The 20,165-nt window shown below is 69.9% G+C and carries 17 protein-coding genes, 1 tRNA gene and 2 pseudogenes; 9 read left to right on the forward strand and 11 right to left on the reverse strand.

Features of this window, described 5'->3' with window-relative positions:
- Positions 1-88 precede the first annotated feature (88 nt).
- The 5 genes from ACZ462_RS26245 to ACZ462_RS26265 are packed head-to-tail and all read left to right on the forward strand — an operon-like array spanning position 89 to position 3,938.
- Positions 89-1,873: a sensor histidine kinase gene (locus ACZ462_RS26245; RefSeq protein WP_467805449.1), complete on the forward strand. Its 1,785-nt coding sequence runs from the start codon at positions 89-91 to the stop codon at positions 1,871-1,873.
- Positions 1,874-1,932: 59 nt separating this feature from the next.
- Positions 1,933-2,361 (forward strand): roadblock/LC7 domain-containing protein, encoded by a 429-nt coding sequence (locus tag ACZ462_RS26250; protein ID WP_114058593.1) that lies wholly within the window; start codon positions 1,933-1,935, stop codon positions 2,359-2,361.
- Between the two features lie 14 nt (positions 2,362-2,375).
- Entirely contained in the window at positions 2,376-2,783 is a 408-nt protein-coding gene (locus ACZ462_RS26255; RefSeq protein ID WP_467805450.1) for a DUF742 domain-containing protein, read from the forward strand.
- Complete coding sequence (locus ACZ462_RS26260; protein ID WP_467805451.1) at positions 2,761-3,390, forward strand: GTP-binding protein; 630 nt, start codon at positions 2,761-2,763, stop codon at positions 3,388-3,390. The genes ACZ462_RS26255 and ACZ462_RS26260 overlap by 23 nt, the downstream gene beginning before the upstream one ends.
- Complete coding sequence (locus ACZ462_RS26265; protein ID WP_467805453.1) at positions 3,387-3,938, forward strand: GAF domain-containing protein; 552 nt, start codon at positions 3,387-3,389, stop codon at positions 3,936-3,938. Before ACZ462_RS26260 ends, ACZ462_RS26265 begins: the two co-directional genes overlap by 4 nt.
- Before the next feature lie 23 nt (positions 3,939-3,961).
- On the opposite strand, the gene ACZ462_RS26270 is transcribed toward ACZ462_RS26265, so the two are convergent.
- Positions 3,962-4,858, reverse strand: a complete 897-nt coding sequence (locus ACZ462_RS26270; protein WP_467805454.1) for a transketolase family protein — start codon at positions 4,856-4,858, stop codon at positions 3,962-3,964.
- 45 nt (positions 4,859-4,903) lie between these two features.
- Entirely contained in the window at positions 4,904-5,605 is a 702-nt protein-coding gene (locus tag ACZ462_RS26275) for a transketolase (protein WP_467805456.1), read from the reverse strand.
- A 147-nt stretch (positions 5,606-5,752) separates the two neighbouring features.
- Between ACZ462_RS26275 and ACZ462_RS26280 the strand changes: the two genes are divergently transcribed.
- Positions 5,753-5,826 (forward strand) — tRNA-Pro (locus ACZ462_RS26280).
- 155 nt (positions 5,827-5,981) lie between these two features.
- Here ACZ462_RS26280 and ACZ462_RS26285 read toward each other — a convergent pair.
- A pseudogene (locus ACZ462_RS26285) lies at positions 5,982-6,352 on the reverse strand (hypothetical protein); the annotation flags it as partial.
- Positions 6,353-6,899: 547 nt separating this feature from the next.
- Between ACZ462_RS26285 and ACZ462_RS26290 the strand changes: the two are divergent.
- Positions 6,900-7,304, forward strand: coding sequence for a hypothetical protein (locus ACZ462_RS26290; protein ID WP_467805457.1), 405 nt, complete (start codon positions 6,900-6,902; stop codon positions 7,302-7,304).
- A gap of 198 nt (positions 7,305-7,502) precedes the next feature.
- On the opposite strand, the gene ACZ462_RS26295 is transcribed toward ACZ462_RS26290, so the two are convergent.
- The 7 genes from ACZ462_RS26295 to ACZ462_RS26325 all read right to left on the reverse strand — a co-directional run bounded on the left by ACZ462_RS26295 (position 7,503) and on the right by ACZ462_RS26325 (position 17,898).
- The gene (locus ACZ462_RS26295; protein WP_467805458.1) at positions 7,503-11,084 is read right to left on the reverse strand and encodes a hypothetical protein; all 3,582 of its coding nucleotides are present in this window, start codon (positions 11,082-11,084) and stop codon (positions 7,503-7,505) included.
- Positions 11,085-11,128: 44 nt separating this feature from the next.
- Entirely contained in the window at positions 11,129-13,420 is a 2,292-nt protein-coding gene (locus ACZ462_RS26300; RefSeq protein WP_467805459.1) for a hypothetical protein, read from the reverse strand.
- Positions 13,421-13,474: 54 nt separating this feature from the next.
- A complete protein-coding gene (locus tag ACZ462_RS26305; RefSeq protein WP_467805460.1) occupies positions 13,475-14,353 on the reverse strand; it encodes a hypothetical protein in 879 nt (292 codons plus the stop codon).
- A 663-nt stretch (positions 14,354-15,016) separates the two neighbouring features.
- Positions 15,017-15,625 (reverse strand): topoisomerase C-terminal repeat-containing protein, encoded by a 609-nt coding sequence (locus ACZ462_RS26310; protein WP_467805461.1) that lies wholly within the window; start codon positions 15,623-15,625, stop codon positions 15,017-15,019.
- Positions 15,622-16,722: a hypothetical protein gene (locus tag ACZ462_RS26315; RefSeq protein WP_467805463.1), complete on the reverse strand. Its 1,101-nt coding sequence runs from the start codon at positions 16,720-16,722 to the stop codon at positions 15,622-15,624. The genes ACZ462_RS26310 and ACZ462_RS26315 overlap by 4 nt, the downstream gene beginning before the upstream one ends.
- Complete coding sequence (locus tag ACZ462_RS26320; protein WP_467805464.1) at positions 16,719-17,141, reverse strand: hypothetical protein; 423 nt, start codon at positions 17,139-17,141, stop codon at positions 16,719-16,721. Before ACZ462_RS26320 ends, ACZ462_RS26315 begins: the two co-directional genes overlap by 4 nt.
- A 166-nt stretch (positions 17,142-17,307) precedes the next feature.
- Positions 17,308-17,898, reverse strand: coding sequence for a hypothetical protein (locus tag ACZ462_RS26325; RefSeq protein ID WP_467805465.1), 591 nt, complete (start codon positions 17,896-17,898; stop codon positions 17,308-17,310).
- Between the two features lie 885 nt (positions 17,899-18,783).
- On the opposite strand from ACZ462_RS26325, the gene ACZ462_RS26330 reads away from it, so the two are divergent.
- Complete coding sequence (locus ACZ462_RS26330) at positions 18,784-19,068, forward strand: hypothetical protein (protein ID WP_467805466.1); 285 nt, start codon at positions 18,784-18,786, stop codon at positions 19,066-19,068.
- Between the two features lie 209 nt (positions 19,069-19,277).
- Here the strand turns inward: ACZ462_RS26330 and ACZ462_RS26335 are convergent.
- Positions 19,278-19,405, reverse strand: a pseudogene (locus ACZ462_RS26335) (IS5/IS1182 family transposase); the annotation flags it as partial.
- Between the two features lie 515 nt (positions 19,406-19,920).
- On the opposite strand from ACZ462_RS26335, the gene ACZ462_RS26340 reads away from it, so the two are divergent.
- Positions 19,921-20,088 (forward strand): hypothetical protein, encoded by a 168-nt coding sequence (locus ACZ462_RS26340; protein WP_467805467.1) that lies wholly within the window; start codon positions 19,921-19,923, stop codon positions 20,086-20,088.
- Positions 20,089-20,165: the final 77 nt, after the last annotated feature.

Here is a 20,165-nt window from a genome sequence, read left to right on the forward strand (position 1 = left end):
GCGTGAGGATGCGGTCTAGCGTGGGTACCCGGTGATCAACACCGGGCTCCACACCCCCGGGAGCCCGGGCCCCATGTAGAGGACGCCGATGTCCGGACTCCGCGCTGCCCGCCACGCCCCGTCGAGACACGCCTCCGGCGGTCCCGGGCGGCAGATAAGGCCCCAGGTGGTGCGCGCGGCCGTGCTGCCCACCCTCGCCGCCGGCCTCAGCGGCACCGCCGCGGTGATCTTCACCCTCCAGCTCGGCGGCGGCTCCGGACACCCCGACCCGCGCCTGTGGCCCGTCCTCGCCGGCTGCGCCCTCCTCGTCGCCGGCGCGCTCGCCGCCGCCTTCCTCGGCGCAGAGCGCTCCGCCAAGGCCGTACGCGACCGCTGCGACGCCCTGCGCCGCTCCAGCGTCCGCGGCCGCCAGGAGCTGCGTACGGCCGCCGAGCGGCTGGAGCGCGGCGAGGCGCCGAACCCGCCCGTCCGCGGCGGCCCCACCGGCCCGCCTCCCGGCACCGACCCCGGGCGCGTCGACGAGTTCTGGCTCCTCGCGCAGGAGCTGCGCGGCGCGCGCGAGCAGGCGCACACCGCGCTCGTACGGGTCGCCGGGCCCGCCGCGCCCTCCGACAGCGACCGGAAGGTCGAGGTGTTCATGAACCTCGCCCGCCGGCTCCAGTCCCTCGTGCACCGGGAGATCACGCTCCTCGACGGCCTGGAGGACACCGTCGAGGACCCCGACCTCCTCAAGGAGCTCTTCCACGTCGACCACCTCGCCACCCGGATCCGCCGCCACGCCGAGAACCTCGCCGTGCTCGGCGGCGCCGCCTCCCGCCGCCAGTGGACGAGGCCCGTCGACCTCGGCGAGGTGCTGCGCTCGGCCGTCGCCGAGGTCGAGCAGTACACGCGCGTGAAGGTGGTGCCCCCGGCGGGCGGCACCGTCCGCGGGCACGCCGTCGCCGACGTCGTGCACCTGCTGGCCGAACTCGTCGAGAACGCCACCGTGTTCTCCGCCCCCGAGACCGACGTCGTGCTGCGCGCCGAACGGGTCACCGCGGGCATCGCCGTGGAGGTCGAGGACCGCGGGCTCGGGCTGCCCGCCGCCGAGCTGCACCGGATGAACGCCCTCCTCGCCGACCCCGACCAGGTCAGCGTCCGGCACCTGCTCGCCGACGGCCGGATCGGCCTGTTCGTGGTGTCCGCGCTGGCCCGCCGGCACGGCATCGCCGTCGAGCTCAAGACGAACATCTACGGCGGCGTGCTCGCCGTGCTCGTCCTCCCGCAGGACCTGCTGGGAGCGCAGGCCGCCGGCGAGGGGCGGGGCGGCTCCCGGCCCACCTCCTGGGGCACCGGGAACGGGCCCCTGACGGGGCACCCGAACGGGAACGGCGCCCCCGCCGGTGCGGCCGCGCTGCCGCTGGAACCGGCCCGGGTGGCCGCACCGCGGCCGGAGGCGCCGGCCGCGCGCCCCGCCGCCGACCCTGCCCGGGCGCCGGCGCAGCCGGGCCCGTACGCCGACCCCCGCCTCCCGGCGCCCGCGGCCCCGGCCGTCGAGCCCCCGGAGCAGCGGGTGCAGCGGGAGCAGCGGGAGCCGGCCCGCCCGGCCCCGGCCGCAGAGCCCCCGCCCCCAGCAGCTCCGGCGTCCGCCCCGCACCCCTGGCCCGTGCCCCCCGGCCCGGACGCCGCGCAGGTGCCCGTACCGGCCGCGCGTGCCGCGGCCGGGCGGCCGCCGCTGCCCCGGCGCTGCGCACAGTCCCACCTCGCACCCGAACTGCGCGACGTCCCGGCCCCCGGCCGCCCGCCCGCACCCGACCAGCCGGTCCACGACCCGCACCTCATGGCCGCCTTCCAGCGCGGCTTCGGCCTCGCCCAGGCGGAGCGCGAGACATGACCCCCACCCCCAGCCCGATGCCGGCCCCCGGCCCCGGACCCAGCAAGGAGCGCACCACCATGGGCGGCGACACCGCAACGGCGACCAGCCGGCTCTCCGACCTCGACTGGCTGCTCAGCGGACTCGTACAGCGCGTCCCCTACACCCGCAGCGCCGTACTGCTGACCCGCGACGGCCTCGTCACGTGCCTGCACGGCCTGGACGCGGACGCCGCCGACCACCTGGCCGCCCTCGCCTCCGGCCTGTACTCCCTCGGCCGCAGCGCCGGAGCCAGGTTCGGGGACGGCGCCGAGGTGCGGCAGGTCGTCGTCGAACTCGACACCGCCCTCGTCTTCGTCTCGGCCGCCGGATCCGGGACCTGCCTCGCCGTCCTCGCCGACCGCGAAGCCGACGCCGGCGTCCTCGGCTACGAGATGGCCATGCTCGTCAAGAGCGTCCGCCCCTACCTGGCGGCCCCGCCCCGGCGGCCCGCCGCCGCAGCGGAGTGACCCGGGCCCGCGCCGTGCCCGGCACGGGGGCCCCGCGCGAGCCGGCGCCCTGGCTCGACGACTCGGCGGGGCGGGTCGTGCGCCCGTACACGGCCAGCGGCGGCCGCACCCGCCCGGCCGTCGCCCTGGACCTGCTCTCCGCGGTCACCGCGACCGGGGCGCGGCCGCGCGCCCCGCTCGGCGCCGAGCACACCGCCGCCCTGCGGCTCTGTGCGGGCGCCGCGGCCGTCACCGTCGCCGAGGTCGCCGGGCAGCTGCGGCTCCCGGCGGCGGTGGTGAAGGTCCTCCTGTCCGACCTGGTCGAGGCCGGGGCCGTCACGGCGCACGCGCCGCGCTTCCCCGGCGCGGGCGGGCCGTGCGCCCCCGCCGACGACCAGACCCTCCTGCGGGCGGTGCTCGATGGCCTACGCCGCCGACTGTGACCCCCGCGGCCCCGCCGCCACCCGGCCCGCGACGCTGAAGATCCTCGTCGCGGGCGGCTTCGGCGCGGGCAAGACGACCTTCGTCGGCGCGGTCAGCGAGATCCCGCCGCTGTGCACCGAGGAACTCCTCAGCGGCGTCGGCGCGGACACCGACCCCCTCGACGGCGCCGACGCGAAGACGGCCACGACCGTCGCCCTCGACTTCGGCCGGATCACCCTCGACACCGGCCACGTCCTGTACCTCTTCGGCACCCCCGGGCAGGAGCGCTTCTGGTTCCTCTGGGAGGAGCTGTGCGCCGGGGCGCTCGGGGCCGTCGTCGTCGTCGACACCCGCCGCCTCGCCGACTGCTTCCCCGCCGTCGACTTCTTCGAAAGCCGCGGCATCCGCTTCGTCGTCGCCGTCAATGAGTTCGACCCGGGCAGCCGCTACACCGCCGGAGAGGTCCGCGCAGCGGTCGGACTCGCGCCCGGCGTGCCCGTCGTCCACTGCGACGCCCGGCTCGCGCACTCCGCGACGGCCGTCCTCGCCGAACTCGTCCACCACCTGCTGTCCACGGCCGCACCGGCCGTGCCCGCCCAGCCCACGGATCGGGGGGAACCGACGTGACCCACTACGAGTCGACCGGACACCTGCTGCTCACACCCGTCGACCGGGAGGCGCCCGCGCGCGCCGTCCGGCTGCGGGAACTGGGCCTGGGGGAGCGGGCCGACACCGAACTCGACGCGTTCGCGCGCCATATCGCCGAGGAGCTGCGCGCCCCCTACACGGGCGTCAACTTCGTCGGCGAGGAACGCCAGTTCTTCGCCGGGCTGCACCACGTACCCGGCGCGCCCGCCAGCGGCTATCCCGCCCGAGTGCTCTCCCGGGACCGCGGCTGGTGCCCGCACGTCGTCGTACGGCGCCGGGCCCTCGTCCTGGAGGACGTACGGGACTTCGCCCGTTTCGCCGGCAACGCCGTGGTCGACGAGAGCGGCGTGCGCAGCTACGCCGGAGCCCCGGTCACCGACCGCGGCGGCACGGTGCTCGGCACGGTGTGCGCGGTGGACGTCGAACCCCGCAAGTGGGGCACCGAGGGCCTTGCGGGCATCAAGGCCCTGGCCGCGGAACTCGGGGGGATCATCCGCGCCCGGGAGGGCGCCCGCCGCACCGGCTGAGCCTGCCGTCGGGGGCCGCCGCCTCAGCGCAGGAAGGCGGTGACGCGCTCACGCAGCGAGCGGGGGTCCAGGCCGTGCGCCGCCGTGTGCTCGTCGACCGTGCCGTAGCGGCGCAGCTCCGCCCGGTCCACACCCAGTCCCAGCACCCGGTGCGGCACGTCGACCAGCGCCTCGGCCGCGGCCCCGGCGGACGTGCCGGCCAGGTACGGCTCGACCAGCACGACATCGGCCGCCGCCCGGCCGGCCGCCGCGCGGAGCGCGGCCCCGTCGAAGGGCCGTACCGTCGGCGCGTACAGGACCGTCGCGTCCAGGCCCTCCGTCGCGGCGAGCACGTTGTCCAGCATCGGGCCGACCGCGACGACGACCCCCGCGCCGCCCTCCCGGACGGTCTGGATCCGCCGCCCGTCCACGGGGCGCGGCGCCTCGTTCGACAGCGCCGACAGCCGGACGTACACCTTGTCGTCGCCGGCGGCGTACGCGTGCCGCAGCAGCGCCTCCGCCTCGTCCGGGTGGCCCGGCACGTGCACCGTCCAGCCGTCCAGGGTGTCCAGCAGGGCCACGTCGCCCGGTGCCATGTGCGTGAAGCCGCCCGCCGGCCAGTCGTAGCTCGCCGACGCGCTGACCAGCACGCCGCCCGTTCCCTGGTGTCCGAAGTCCAGCTTGACCTGCTCGAACGGCCGTTCCACCAGGAAGCTGGCGAACGTGTGCATGATGGGCCGCATGCCGGTGAGGGCCAGGCCGCCGCCCACGCCGATCAGCAGCTGCTCGCGGATCCCCACGTTCAGCACCCGGTCGGGGTGGCGCTTTCGGGCGGGCCGAAACCCGTCCATGGTGATCTCGGCCAGGACCAGCGCCAGCCGCGGGTCCTCGTCGAGCAGCTGCGATGTCACGGAGACGAACCGCTCCCGCATGGTGTCCACACAATCCTCCAGAATCTCCGGAACCCTCGGGTCCCCCCGGGCGGGTCAGGCCTTCTTCTCGACGCGGGCGACGACGGCGTGCGGGCGGCCGGGGTGCGGCGCGGTGAACGCCGCGTACAGCGCCTCGTGATCGCGGCCGTCCACGGTCACCGCCGACCAGCCGGCCGCCTCGAAGCGGGAGGCGATGCCGCCGGGCCAGCCGTGCGTCGCCGAGTCGTTGTCGATCACCACGGTGTGCAGGCGCTCCAGGCCCGCGGAGCCCGCGTAGGCGATCGCCTCGTGGTTGCTGCCCTCGTCCAGCTCGGCGTCGCCGATGAGCACCCACACGGCCGGATCGGCCAGGCCCTGCGCCCGCAGGCCCAGGGCGCTGCCGACGGCGAGCGGCAGGCCGTGGCCGAGCGAGCCGCTGGCGATCTCCACCCCGGGGACCAGGACGCGGTCCGGATGGTGGCCGAGGGGGGAGTCGTACGAGCCGAAGCCGCTCAGCCAGTCGACGGGGAAGAACCCCTTCGCGGCGAGCACGGCGTAGTAGGCCATGGGGCCGTGCCCCTTGGACAGCAGGAACCGGTCCCGGCCGGGGTCCCCGGCGGTCTCCGGTGCGACCCGCAGCACCCGGTCGTACAGCACCCACAGCACGTCGAGCGTGGAGGTGGCGGCGGGGCCGTGCTTCTCGGCCCCCGTCATGAGCGCCATCAGGCGGCCCAGGTCCTCGTGGCGGACCCCGGGGTCCGCGGTTGCGTGAGACATGAGTGGATCATGCAACCTCAAGTTCGGTCGAGGTCAACCCGTCGGCCGCGGCGCGGGAGAGCGGAAGGGTGCGCGCGATCACCCCGCGGAGTGCGGTATTGTTCTCATGCGCGTTCGGCCGGGGGGAAACCCCAGGTCAGCGGGTATCGGGACGTGGCGCAGCTTGGTAGCGCACTTGACTGGGGGTCAAGGGGTCGCAGGTTCAAATCCTGTCGTCCCGACTTGCGAATACGCAGGTCAGAGGCCGTATCGGAAGCATCCGATACGGCCTCAAGATCGTTTTTGGGGGCCGGCTGGGGACCAAGCCGGTCTGGCCGGGTCGGACGGCGGCATTGCCGTGAGTGGCAGTGAACGAGGTGCACGGAGCACCATGAGGTGCGCAGGTGCGCAGGTGCGCGCGGTCCGTGGGCCGCGTGATCAGGTGTGTGCCTTCGACACGGCTCTCCTCCGGCAGGAGCGAGCGCGGCCTCGACGACACAGGGGTTCGCTCCGGCTGGCGCCCGTCCAGACGGAGTGGGCCGCGTGCTCGGCCTCGATACCGCTCCTCGTCGCCCACGATCCGCGGATGGATCTCGTGGGGCTGGAGCAGGGCGACCAGCCGATCGTCGAGTTCGGCTCCGACGCGCAGCCGCGCGTCCGGGGAGAAACGGGGTTGTGCGGGCGGGGCGCCGCCGTCGTCCCAGCGCGCGAGTCGGCGTCGTCGTCCGGAGTGGTGGCGGGGGCGTGGACGTGGCGGTGGGCGCGCATCGCGAGCGGCCCCCGTGCGCGGAGCCGGTGACGCCCGGGGGCTGCCGGACGGCCGAGGCGGACAGCTGCTTGCCGAGGGTGAGGAGAGCGGCCCCCTTGACGCCGACAGCCTTGACGACGGCGGCGGCGGCGACGGCGTCGCGATCCTCCAGAGGAGCGATGCCGACCAGATTCACGAGCGCGGCTCTGGTGCCGGGGACGGCCTCGGTCTGCTGGTAGCTGAGTTCGTGTTGGCCGGCAGCCCGCCGCCACTGGACGGGAACAGGTACTCGTGGTCGGCAGACGCCCCGCCGGTGCAGCGTCTGCAGTGGCGCGTCCAGGACGGCGAACACAGCGCCCCATCAGACCCAGTCCGCAAGGGCGCTGACCGGGCATCGGCCCGACAACCTCCGAGAAGGCACCTGACAAGCGGTCCCGGTCCGCCAAAAGCCCCTATCCATAGGTTATTTTGACTGGCCTGTCCGTCTCGAATCGACTGCCATAACGAACGAAGGGAAACGCCATGAGGATCACCAGGACTGCACGCAGGACGCGGGCCAGGATTGCCGTGTCCGTCGCGGCCCTGGCCGCGGGCTCACTCATACTCACCGCCTGCGGCGGAAGCAGCGACAGCGCCGGCAAGCTCGACGGCACCTACTACATCAAGGACGTCAACGGCACGTCCAAACTCGGCCAGCTGGTCGTCAAGGGCAACAGCGTCTCGCATCATGAGTACGGCTGCGATGGTGTCTACGAGAAGCCGGGCGTGACCAGCACCGGCGAGTTCAACAAGGACCAGTCCCAGATCATATGGACGGTCGCCGGAGACGACACCCGCAACAGGCGGACCGGCAGCGAGGCAGTCTCGACCAGCAACACCTCGATCAGCATCAGCGGTAGCGTGTACGTGCGTGACGACTCCGATGCCGGCAAGGCACTGTTGGACGGCTTCAAGACCAAGTGCGCCAAGTAGCGTCGACGTCCCGCCTGGCCGGCGCAGCAGCACAGAACCCCGTGGCATCGCGTCCACGGGGTTCTGTCCTTCCTCGGGTGGTCAAGCCTCTGACGTCTCCTCCTGAAGCTGCGGCGCCGCGTATGGACGACGCACCCGGTGAGGTTGATCGTTTTCACCGGATGCGTCAGGCCTCCACACTCGCCCTCGATCGGAGGATCAGTCGCGCCGGTCTCGGCGGGGGCCGACGGCCGGCCGCTGCTGCGGCTCCGGGGTCTCCACGCTCCGGGGAGCCGGATCGGCCGTCCGGTGCGGACGTTGAACCGGAGCCTGCCGCGGCGAAGGAGCCGGTGCAGGAGCAGGTGGCCGCGGAGCACGCCCCGACGGGGCAGGCGTCGACGTCTGGCTCGAAGCCGGCTGACGCACTGCCTGCGCCCGACCCGGAGTCCGCCCACCAGGCGCAGCCGGAGCCTGACCCACAGCCGGAGCACCGGACCCTGGCCGCCTCGGAGCCGAGGAGCCGTCGCGGCGGGCGCTGTTCACGGGCAGCAGCCGGGCCCTGTTCGTCTGCGCCTCGGCCTGCTCCTGCCCTGCCGGCGGCCGGACGGGGGTCTGGGCCGGAGTCGGGGCAGGGGTGCTCTGAGCGGAGCGCGTGGGACGCGCGCTCGGCGCACCCGGCTGTGTCGGAGCAGGAGCCGGGGCAGGCACGGCGTCGCCGCCGAAGCGCTGCGGTGCAGCCTGCTGGTTGCCGTCCTGTTGGCTCTGCGCACCCTGGGAGCCCGCGCCGAACTGGGTCGGACGCGCGCTGGGCGCACCCGGCCGCGTCGGAGCCGGAGCAGGAGCCGGGGCGGGCACGGCGTCGCCGCCGAAGCGCTGCGGTGCAGCCTGCTGGTTGCCGTCCTGTTGGCTCTGCGCACCCTGGGAACCCGCGCCGAACTGCGTCGGTACCGTCTGACCGGCGACAGCCCCACGGGATCCGCTGGTCGGGACAGAAGCAGCGCCGTTGGCGCCGCTCTCGCCCTGAGCACCACCACGAGGACTCGACGGGTCCGTCGACGAGGAAGGTACCTCACCTTGGATGACGTTGCGGCCGTCCGCGGTGTACCCGAGGTTCGACAGGCCACCCTGGGCGCTCAGACCCTGCGCCGTGTGCTTGTCCGAGCGCGAGCTGCCCGCTCCGCCACTTGTCAGCTGCAGCGGACCACCCTTGTCGGCCTGTCCGTCGCGACCGGGCGTGCCCGGACCACCGGCGGGACCGGTGCCGCCCGGCAGAGCCTTGACGCCGTCACTGCCGCCGTCGGAGCCACTACCACCAGGACCACCATCCAGCACCGGACTGTCCGGTCCATCCGGACCATCGTGCCCGCCGCCCTCGAGGGCCAGCTGTTGCTTACCGGACGTCAACTCCGTGGCGCCACCGTTCGTGCCGCCGGCGTTCGTCGGCGCCGTCTTGCCCGTGGGCTTGCCCCCGCTCGGGGACGCCGGACCGCTGGTCTTGCTGTCGAACCCGTTGGCGAGCTTGTTGCCCATGGCCATACCCGCGCCGGCCCCCGCACCCGAGGCCAGAGCAGGCATCAGCCCGCCCTTGTCCGGCTTCGGCGTGCTGTTCGTCTCGAGGAACTTGTCCACGAGCTTGGTGACCACCTCGTCCATCGCCTGCAGCACAGTCTTGCGCACCCGTAGCAGGGCGAAGGTGATGCCTATGATCACCAGCGAGGAGATCAGGGTCAGGACCACCACGATGATCCCGCCGAGCGTGGGGCTGCCCCACAGGCCACCCGGGCTCATGAAGCTCGACACGGGGCCGGCCATGATGTCCGGGACCGAGATCAGGAATTCCGAGACGAACTGGTAGACGAACAGCGTGACGAGGACTTCCATGATCATGGCCGTGGAGTACACGATCACTTTGGCGATCGCCTGCAGGGCGCCCAGCGTCGCGAACGGTACGGCGGCCACCAGGCCGAAGGTCCGCTTGATCGCCCCGGCCAGCATGCCGATGGCGTACCAGAAGCCGAGCAGGACGATGGAGCCCAGGACCGTGGCCGCGTTGCTCCAGTACATGAACTTCGCCGGCCCAGTGCCCACCTGGCTGACGGCCATGTGGTTCTCGCGGGTGAACCCGCTGGTGGCGTTGTTCGATGAGTACATGGCCAGTGAGCCGGGGTTGAACCCGGTGTTGAGGTAGTTGTACGCCGCCAGGGGAGACAGGTTGCACGAGGAGGGCGTCTTGCCCACCGTGAAGCCGCAGCCACCCTTCGTCCCTGTCGTGGTGAAGACCGTCGAATCCTTACCGGGATGAGAGGAGGTCAAGCCCGTGCCGTCGGTCGAGATCACCGGGTGATCGACCGGCTTCGGCCCCGCTTCTTCACCGAACTGCTTCACGTCGCCGTAACTGTCCTCGTCGACGAACCAGCTCTTCTTGGTATCCGCGCTCTCGTCCAGTTGCGTGATCGAGGTCTTGATCCCCGACTCGAAGTCGGAGGCTGCGATCTCGTTGCTCGCGATGTACTTGCCGATGATCCCGAAGGTCGAGAACACCGCTTTGAAGTCGTCCGAGGCACGGCCTCCGTTGGCGGAGACGGTGCCGTCCTTCCAAGCCGACTCGGCGTCTTTGGCCTTCGTCCCGATGTTGATGCCGTTGAACGTCGCCCCGTGGGACTGCTTGTTGATCGCCAGCGCACTCGTGCGCACGGACATCATCGCGTCCGGGCTGGCCTGGCCATCGTCCCAGGAAACAGTGGCCTGATCCGGAATCCCCAGGCGGTCGTTCATCATCCACGCTTCGAAGTCGACGTAAGTGCTCAGCACGACGCGCGTCGGGCCGGCGTGTTGACCGAGAACGGAGTCGTCGAACTTTCCGAGCACGCCGGAGTACATCGACCCGATGAGCGGCAGGCCGACGCCGATGAAGACGACGCGCACGACGAGCTTCTTGATCGCCGAGCCTCGGTCCATCTTCTTGAACAGGACCAGGCCGATGAGCACGAAGCCGATGAAGATCGGCACGAGCGCCTGCCACGAGATGTCGACGAGCAAGCCGTACCAGCCGCTGATCCAGTGCTGCAGACCCGCGAGGGCGCCGCCTCCGGTATCGCCTCCCGTCATGCCCTCGGCAAAAGTCGGATTCACCGCCGCGACCGCGTTGTAGAACCACAGGAAGGGGTTGACGAGCTTCAGGAACTGGATGATGACGTAGAACAGCGTGCCGACCGCCAGCGCCAGGGCGTAGAGGACCCAGATGACCGACCCCCCGATCACGCTCACGATCTGGCCGCCGATGCCCGAGGACATCGTGTCCAGGCCGAGATCGTTGTTGGCCGCCCCGAAGTGCGCGTAGTCGAGCATGCCCGCGTACTTGGCGTTGCCCTTGTCGTCCTTCGCGGCCAGCGTCTCGTAGGTGACGGTCTGCGAGGACCCCGACACCTCGGCGAAGAACCAGCCCACGATGTCGCCCAGGCTGAACTCCGGGTCGGCGTAGCCGAGAATGGAACCGCCCGAGGACGGGCTGGACGTGACCGGCTTCCAGTTCTCGTGCATGCCCTTGTCGTTCTGCGGCGAGTTCTTCTCGCTGAAGTACGAGCTCGCGTTCGAGGCCAGCTGGTAGAGGCTGTAGTTGTCGCGCTCCTTCTTGTCGTCCGCAGACGCCGGCGAAGACGTCGCCATCATGAAGACCGGCACGAGCAGCGCCGCCAGGAGCATGAGGGCGAGCCCGCGCACGGGCCTGCCCGGGCGGACTGCACCCACGTCGTGGCCGGCCCGGGCACGCAGCCTCGCCACCGCCGTGATCGTCCGGTTCATGCTCTCTCCTCTGCTCCTCGTCCTCGTATCAGTGCCGACCTCGCTCATGTCTTTTCCAGCTTCTTGGGCTTGGGCCTTGTTGCCGGTCGCCTTGCCTTGCCATCGGGCCGCTGCAGGCTCTTGCCGCCGCTGCGCTTGATCGCGTCAGCCTGGCCCGCGTCGGCCCCACCGCCGTCGCCCTCGCCGTGCTTCCGGATGCTGGTGAGGTTCGCGCCCGGCATCGGCTTGTCGTGCATGATCGAGTCCATCCGCGCCGTCTCTTCGGCCTTGGCCGCCTCCAGCCGGACCTGCCTGCGTTGGGCCTCGCGGTAGGGGTTGATCCCCAGTGCCAGATCCAGGTGGAAGACCACGTTGGAGACGCCCCGGCGCAGGTACGTGAGGTTCTCGTCCTTGGTCGTGATGAGTCGGGCGAGATCCGGCGGGATCCGCTGGTGCAACTGCTTCTGGTACTCCGCCACCGTTTTGTCGCGCATCGGGCCGAAGAGCGTGTAGTCCGCAGCGTCGAACTTGTTGAAGTCGCTGTCCGCCAGCATCCTGTCGACGTCGTTGTAGCTGTAGACCACCCGGCCGCCGCGTTCGTGCATATGGTCGAACTGGTCCTTGAGGTACTTCTTCACCCGGTCGTCGATGTGCTCGGTGCCGTGGATGATCACCGTGTCGCCGATTCCCAGCTTGCCGACGGCGAAGCCGACGATGTTCACCAGCTGCGCCATCGCCACGCCCTTGCCGCGGCGCATGAGCCGCGAGAAGTCGTAGACCACGCGCCGCGAATCCCGGACCCCGTCCACGGCCGAGGCCGTGTGGTTGTTGAACAGGTCGCCGTTGGTGCTCAGCATCGCGTTGGCGATGCCTCTGAGCACGTTGTAGGCGCGCAGCTGGTCCGGGTCGGTCTTGCTGGAGTTCAACAGCGCCTTGTGCGCGGTCGCCAGGTAGGAGACGAACATCTGGAGACGCGGCACCTGGGTGTGCGGGATGTTCACCACGCGCAGGCGGTTGCGCTGCTCCTTGGCGTTGTGCCGCCACATGCCCTGCTCGATGTAGAAGTCCGTGGCCGTGTCTTCGAGGGCACTGCGGATGATCGAGCCGACGGCACCGTCGGTGGACTCGTAGAGCTGCTCGAACATCAGCTTGAGCTTCTCCATCTGAGCGGAGAAGACCGTCAGCTCGTCCTCCTCCTCGCCGAACATTTCGAACATGTTCACGTCGCCCTGGTTCAGGTCCACGCGCGAGGTGAGCCGCTCGAACCTCGGGCCGAGCTTGTCGAGATTCGCCCCGTCAAGGACGAGGTGGACGACCTGGCCGTTGTTCAGCAGCGTCGCTTGCGAGATCTTCGAGCACCACATGTTGGCCACCCGCTGGCGGTCGAGGTACTCGCTGAGGGTGGCGTCGGCGACGATCACGTGGTGGGCGTAGGCGTTTACGTCCATGAGCACGGCGCTGTTGTTGACGTCGCCGACCATGTAGCCGACGTACTCGCCGCCCTTGTCGTTGAGGCCGTTGGTCACCAGTGAGTACGATCCGGCCAGCTCGGTCGAGGTGAAGTGGAAGCCCTTGCCCTTCTTCTTCTCGTTGTTCTTCCACAGGCCCGAGAGCTCCTGGCGCTGCTCGCCGGCGTAGGGCGCGGCCTTCAGCGTGCCGAAGCGGTCGATGTACAGGCGCGTGACCCGGTCGATCGTGTCGTCCAGGGTCGCCAGATCCGGGGCCTTGAGAAAGAGCCGGTTGTGCACCGAGAGGTAGCTCGCGCCGTCTTGGAGCTCTCCGATCGTGACCCCGAGGTCACCGGAGATCTTCGCGGCCTTGCGCTTGGAGGAGGTCGTGCCCGTCTCCTCCTGCTCGTTGGCATCGAGCCGTTCCAGCTTCTCGGACTGTTTCGTATAGGAGTCGATCCACTTGTCGTCCATCCGCTTGACCTGCTCAAGCACGACCGCGGTGACCCGCTCGTCCAGGCCGTCCGGGATCCGATCGATGCCCCAGAAGGCGGCGAAGTTGTCGTGCGCGGCGTCGTCGTGGAAGTACGCCAGGATGCAGGCGACCGAGCCGTCGACCTCGAAGTAGTCGGAGCGGAAGAGGTACTTCTCCTTCGGCTTCAGCGCGAGCAGATGCGGATAGGCGTCGAATGCGCCCTGGAGGTGCTTCACCTCCCGGCGGCGCTGCCACCAGTTCTTCTTCGGCTCGGCGGCTTCGTCGGCCACGCCGTGGACTGCCGCAGTCGTCTGCACGCCCTCAGCCTGAGCAGCGTCGTCCGCGGGCAGATCACCGACCGGAAGCTCCCCGCTCTCCTTCGTCTCGTCAGGCTTCTTTCCCGGGACGCCGAGCTGTGCCCGGACCTTCGTCATCAGCGCCATGGTGTCCTTCGTTCGTTCCTCGTCGTGGGGGTCGGCCTGGCGCTGTCAGTTCAGCGACGTCTTGAGGTCGAGCAGTTCGTCGTCGATGCCCTGGTAGAAGACCCGCAGCATCGGCTCGACCTCCTCGCGGTCGAGCATCGTGGCTTCCTTGATCATGAGGGTGGAGCCGCCGACCTCGGCCTGGAGGACTTGGTGTCCCTTGCGCAGCGCGTCGGTGTTCTTGCCCTTGAGCAGCAGGTACTGGTGGATCGAGGGGAACTTGCCGCCCACGTGCTGCGTGAGGATGTCGTACTGCTCGTTCTGCAGCTCGATCAGATCGGGGTCACGGAGCTGAAGGGCCTGGTTGCGCCGCTCCAGGTTCGCCACCTGGTGGTAGATCCGCTGCGGCTCCTTCGTCGTGATGAAGCTGTGCTCGCACGTCGTCTCGACCTTGCGCCAGAAGGAGTCGACCCGGTCGAGGATCCCGATCCGGTCCTCGTCGAAGAGCAGATAGCTCGCTGATCCGACGACCAGGTAGACCCGGCCTTCGCCGCCGTCGGAGAAACGGATCAGCCCGTCCTCGTCGATCCCGTCGATACCGACGATCGAGTAGAAGTCCGTGGGGTTCGAGCTGCGGCGGGTGAGGACGTGCCGGGCCTTGCGGGGCAGGTAGGCAAGCAAGGCCGGCACCCGCATGATGCGCAGTTCCTTCGTCTTCATCAGCCCGCCGAAGTAGGCGATCGCCGCCAGTCCCCAGAGAACGAAGAACGTGATGGCGACTGGGCCCGAGCTCGCGACGAACGTCGACGTGCTGAACCACAGCAGGGCGAGGATGCCGCCACCGAAGAAGAGCAGTTGCTTGATCGGGGAGGGCTTCGCCGCCCAGCCGCCCTTGCTGAGCGTGATCTCGTGATCCAGAAAGCTCCTGTTCAGCGAACTTGGCACCTTATAGGACAGTTTCGCCATGAAACCCCCATCCCCCCTGCCATCGCAATGGCCATTGCTCGACCTGTCGAGAAGCCTTCATGTGTGAGGCGCGCGAATGGCATCCTATCTTAGACAAGTCATTCGAAACGAGAGTGAAAGGGAGTCGGATGGCTGTGTGAGGCGAGTCTGACTGGCTGATCCGAGTCGTCGAGTGTTGTTTGAACGGCTGACGGATCAGTCGCACCGCGGAAGCGGTGGCGCTCAGTCCATCGCTTCCGCCTCGAGGCGCGGAACGTCGTCGCCCAGGCCGAGCACGGCCAACGCATCGGAGGAGCCGTTCTGGTCGAGGCCTTCCTGACGAACCGACATCCCGTCGAGCACTGCCCGCTCAGAGTGCCGAAGGGGGTGCGCCTCGGCGCCACACAGCGTCTCCTTGACCGGACCGGACCGGACCGGACCGGACCGGACCGGACCGGACCGGACCGGACGCCGGCGCCGCCACTGCCTCGCGCAAGAACATGGCGTCGCCGGCGTCGCTGTGTACGTCGCCGATCAGGCCACCCGGTCGCCCGGCTGAGTGATTTCGCGCATCGTTCCCCCCGCATCCTCGTTCCTGTCGTGATTGGCAGCAGCGGGCCCCCAGGTCTGGACCCGCTCCCACTCGTCACTACCCGGCCGCCATCAACCGAACGACGGGACGATCTTCTTCTTGCCGCCCTGCCTCTTCCAGGAGATGCGGGCGTCGAAGGTCTTGCCCTTGGCCGAGACGAAACCCGTGCCCTGGATGGTCTTACCGGCCGCCAGGTCCTTGCGCTGCGCATCGGTGAAGGTCACCTGGCACCAGGACCGCGGTGGCTCGTCGTCGGAGCCGAAATCAGGGATGATCTTCCTGGCCTGCGCGTCCCAGGTGACCTTGCAACCGAAGGTCCTGCGAGTCCGCGCGCTGACGAAGTCGTCGATTTCCAGCGCTTGGCCCGCCAGGAGCGCCGCGACCTCCGCCGGCGTGAACGTCCGGCCAGACCACTTCGTCGGCTTGTCCGGCACCTCCAGCTGGAACCCGACGAACCTGCGACCCCTGAAGTTGCCGACGCCGAGCGCACCGGTGGCCGGGAAGGGCTTGTTCTCCTTCGGCCTCGCCTCGAACGAGATCGTTTCGCCCGCGAGCAGCTTGGCCACCTCGTCATCGGTGAACTCGTGGCCCGACCAGACCTTCTTGAAGGCGACCCTCTTCGGTCCACCTGGAGCGGCCTGCCATACGCCCTCGGCGCGGGCGGCGCCGATCGCGGTCATCGGATCGGCCGCCCTTCCCGCTCGCGTTCGAGCCTCGACTGCTTCCTGGTCGCCTCACGGGCCATGTCCCGGAGATGGATCGCCTCCTTGTGTGTGATCGGCGCGTCATGAAGGTTGTGCGAGCCCCGCAGGAAGTTCTCCGTGCGGTCGGCGATGGAGTATGCGAGCGCCTGCTCGATCACCGCGCTGGTCTGGCGCACCTCGCCCAGCTCGTCGCGCAGCTTGCGCAACAACCCGTCCCGCTCGCGTTCGACAGCCTCGATGCTCATCAACCGTGTCAACACGCTGCCCAGCAGCGGGTCGCGGGAGCGGAAGAGTTCCACGGCGCGCTCGGTGGCAGGATCGGCATCAAGGCGCAGGTCGAGCTGTGCCAGCAGGAACGCCATCACCAGCGTGCCCTGGCTCAGCCGCCGGCTGAACTCCCGAGCGGCGCTGTCGCTCACGCCCAGCTCACGGACCGCGGCTGCTCGCAGCTGCTCCCGCAGCGCGTTCACAACGCTCTCGGGCAGCGCCTTGATGTGCGGCTGGCTCTGCATGCCGACGAGCCGGAAGCCCGACTGGGGGAGCGCGGCGGTCTCGGCAGTGCTGCCCGAGCCCCTCTTCGAGGGCGCGCTCTGCGCGGCGCGCCGATCACCGGTGAACTGCAGCGATCCGGGCCCCACCTGCTCGGGTTCGTCCGGCGGGGCGATGTCGTCGGCCGCAGGGCCCGCCGGCACGCCGCCCGGGAGCAGCCCGTCAGCGGTGTTCTGCCCGCCGCCGGCGCCACCGCGCTGATGGGATCTGCCGGCGCGTTCGGAGTTGCCGACGTCGGGCTCGCGGTCCTGCTCCAGGTTCGGGCGATCCGTTTCGGCTTGCCCGTCGAAATCAGCCCGCGGACCTTCAACCCCGAGTTGAGAGTCGATGTCGCCGGTCTCATCGAACCGAACCTCCGGCCCGGGTGTTGCCGCCGCAGGCCCACGCCGTGCGGCCTGAGACTGGTCGCGCTTCAACTCCTCGCTCCCAGCACGCCGGTAGGCGTCGAGGAAGGACGTGTCCACATCCATCAACTCGTCGGTGGGCGTGGCCGCCTCCAGCATCTCTGCGAAGTCCCGGCTCATACAAGCTCACCGTCCTCCTCGTCGAGCAGGTAGTTGTCGCCGCGGGTGAGCCCGATCAGCGAGTCGAAGCCCGTGGTGACGACACGTTCGAGGTTCGCCGAGTTCTTCGCCAGCGCCGCGACCTGATCGACGAGCTCATTGAGCCGCGCGATCTCCAGGGTCGGCAGGTCATAGTCGAGGTTCTCGCGCCGGATCTTCTCGACCACCGCCTCGGCCACGTACTCGCTCACCGAGGAGAACCCGCGCTTGTCGGCCCAGTACTCCGCGCGCTGCTTCTCGTCCGAGCTCAGCCGGACGAACATGCCCTGGCGGCCACCGCTGCCGGTCTGGGTCCCGGCCGACGGCTTTTTCCTCGCGCCGCGCACAGGTTGCGTCGTCTTGTCCAACTCGTGTGCGGCAGTCATCTGCGGCTTCTCCATGCCTTGCCTCTCCAATCCGTGAAGTCGCACTATCGGCGCTAATGGATAAGACATCTGCCACTCTTTTTGTTACCTGTCGAGCATCGGCAGAGTCGAAGACGCGCCCAGTCAGCTCCCCCTGCCACGCACTGCCGCAGGAGGTGGGCCAGTCTGAATGAGCGCCCGCTCAGGACTCGGACGGGGGAGTCGGCGTCGCGTTCGCCGTGCAGTCGACAAGCTCCTGGGTGAACCTCGGGGATTGCCAGATCGCCTTGTCCTTGTCGTTCGGCACGTGGTCGACGATTGACCCGGTGCCGAGCGGCGCACCACCGGCGAGGAAGTGCAGCGTCTCCTGGCTGAAGCCGGCCTTGTACACCGAGGTCGCCAGGCACTGGCCGGCCGCCGCGTAGGTCTTCTTCTGGCTCTCGTCACGGGCGTAGGAGGAGAACATCGAGACCAGGCCCTTGGTGAGCTCGATGGAAGAGCTGACCGGCTGATCCGCGCGGACCGGGTAGGCAGGCTTCAGGTTCGGCTTGCCCGCCACTGGCTTCGCGGCTGCCTCCGGCGGCGTGTAGCTCTGGGCCTTGGGGCTACCGCTGTTCGGAAGTACGGCCTCGCTGACGCACCCGTCGAAGGCCTCGCGCAGCGACCGCGAGGCCAGCAGAGCGGCGTCGTCCTCGCTCACCTTGCTCAGTCCGCCGATGACCGCGCCCATGTCGTCGCTGTCGGCCTTGATGATGTAGGCCAGCGCCTTCTCCGACATTCCCGCGTTCCGCACCGCGCCACCGAGGCAAGCTCCGCTGTTCTTTCCGGAGCTTCCGGCGCCTTGGAAGGCGAGCTTGTCCAGCGCCTTGCCGAGAGCCGTGTCGGCGACCTTGGCTGTGCTCGCCGCCGGGCTTGATGCAGGCGACGGCAGAGTCTCCTTGGCCGTTCCGCCGTTGCCGCTGGAGCACCCAACGAGCACAACGCCCGCAGTCAGCGCCGCAGTGGAGAGCCCAACCTTCCTCGTCCGCCAGGTCCTCATCTCTTCTCGCCTCGCATCCCCTGTTGCCGACCAGTCCGATTGGATCCACTGGTCTCTGAGGGTATCTCATTCGAGTTGCCATTCGATGATGGTCTGCGGTGAGTCGGAATGTCGCGCGATAGGGGTTGTAGAGGCTGCACAGAGCGGGACTCGGTTGCGCAGAGTGCCTGCGGGCCCGTCTGGCGCTTGGGGATCAACAGAGTTGATCCGGAGGGCTCTGCGACAGCAGGGCGCAGCCTGGTGCAAGGAACTGCCCTGCCTCGCAGTCGAGATGGCCTCGACCTGCTGCGGTCGGCTCCCTCGCGCCTGCGGCGCAGTGCTCGCGTCCCTCCCTGGAGGCCGGGAGTTCACGCAGGGGGCCACGCTCTGACGCGTGTCCACTTCGGAAGGAGAGCGCCGGACAATGCACGGCGCGCACCACCCAGACCTTGGCCTGGGGTACGACCCGCCAGGGCGCAGCAAGCGCCGGCCCCGACTGGTCGGCACCGGGGCTGTGACCCCGTCCCGGTGGCGAGTTGCCACCACCGCGAACCGCAAGGCCCACGAGGCACCCGAGGGCCTCACATACGACACGAGCGCAGATGCCGCCGTCGGCGTCTTCCGCGCCGCCAACACCACCACGACGGACGGAGACACGACATGGTGCTCGCGATCGGCGCGCTGCTCGGCTGCGCGGCCACTCTGCTCGCCCTCGCCATCCGGCGCAGCCTGACCCGCACGCCGCACTGCGGGTGGTGCGCGACCGCCTCGAACTGGCCCACCTCCCAGCACGACACCCTGCTCTGCCGCGGCTACGTCCAGGACCGCCGCCGCGAACGGCTGCGCGACATCGGGCGCGGCCACCCCGTCGAGGAGCCGAACCAGTGGGGCGAGGCGTACCCACTCGACGAAGAGATCGCCCAGCGAACGAAAGCCGACGCATGAGTGCCGCGACCACCTCGGCCGCCGCCTGTTTCGCCCAGGCGCTCGCCGGGCCGGCCGCCGCATGCCCGACCGACCCGGAAGGCACAGCACCCGTGATCGCCAAAGTCACCGACCGGCGGCAGGCGGGCAGCACCGGTCCCGACCGACCCCGGGCCGGCTCGGCCGGGTGAACGCCCTGGTTCGGGGCGAGCGGGACACCTGCCGCGCCGCCCGGTGCCCAGGTAGGCAACGTCCCCGATCACCGTCGTCCCGGCGGCCACGGCCGGCAGGTTCGACTCCCGCCACACGTGGGCATCGGCCTTGTTCTCGGCGCCGGCCGGGCCGATGCCATGACCAGCGGGGTGTACGTCCGCGACGGGACGCGTTGCCGGCTCCAGCGCCTGCAACGGCCCCAGCCGGGCAGGGCCCGCACCGTGCCGGCACGTCACGCCGACGCCGTCCGCGGCTTCACACGATTCCGTTCAGCACCCGCCGGTCGTCCCACCTCGTTGCCGGGCTGGGGGGCGTCGCGCCGTGGTCTGGTCGGGAATGGTCGGTTGCTCGCGAGGAGCGTCAATTTGATCGGCGAAGCCGATCCGGGGTTCGGAGTGACGAGGTATTCGGTCAGCGCAGCCGCTCTCCGGAACTCGTCAGCTCATGACGACGTGCCATGCCGACATGATCGCGTATCAGAACCCTTTGGTGGTGCGCCTGGCGCGGGCCAAGTGAAGTTGATCGGCGAAGCCGATCCGGGGTTCGGAATGGCGAGGTATTCGGTCAGCGCGGCTGTCTCGGAACTCGTCGGCTCATGATGACGCCACGTGCCGACATGATCCCGCATCAGAACCCCTGGCACGTCTTGGCGCAGGTCAAGTGAATGCCGAGCCAGGGGACATCACGCCGTTGGTCTGGTCGGGAGCGGCCGGTTGCTCGGCGGAGAACGCGAGTTTGATCGGCGAAGCCGATCCGGGGCTCGGAATGACGACGCAATCGATCAGCGCAGCTGATTCGGATGAAGCACTGAAAGAGAAAATCATCTGATCGGCGAAGCCGATCCGGATGGGGGCATGACGGACAACTGAATATCTCAGCCCCATCAGCCAACTGCGCTCGGACGA

The sequence above is a fragment of the Streptomyces sp. NPDC031121 genome (assembly GCF_055570615.1).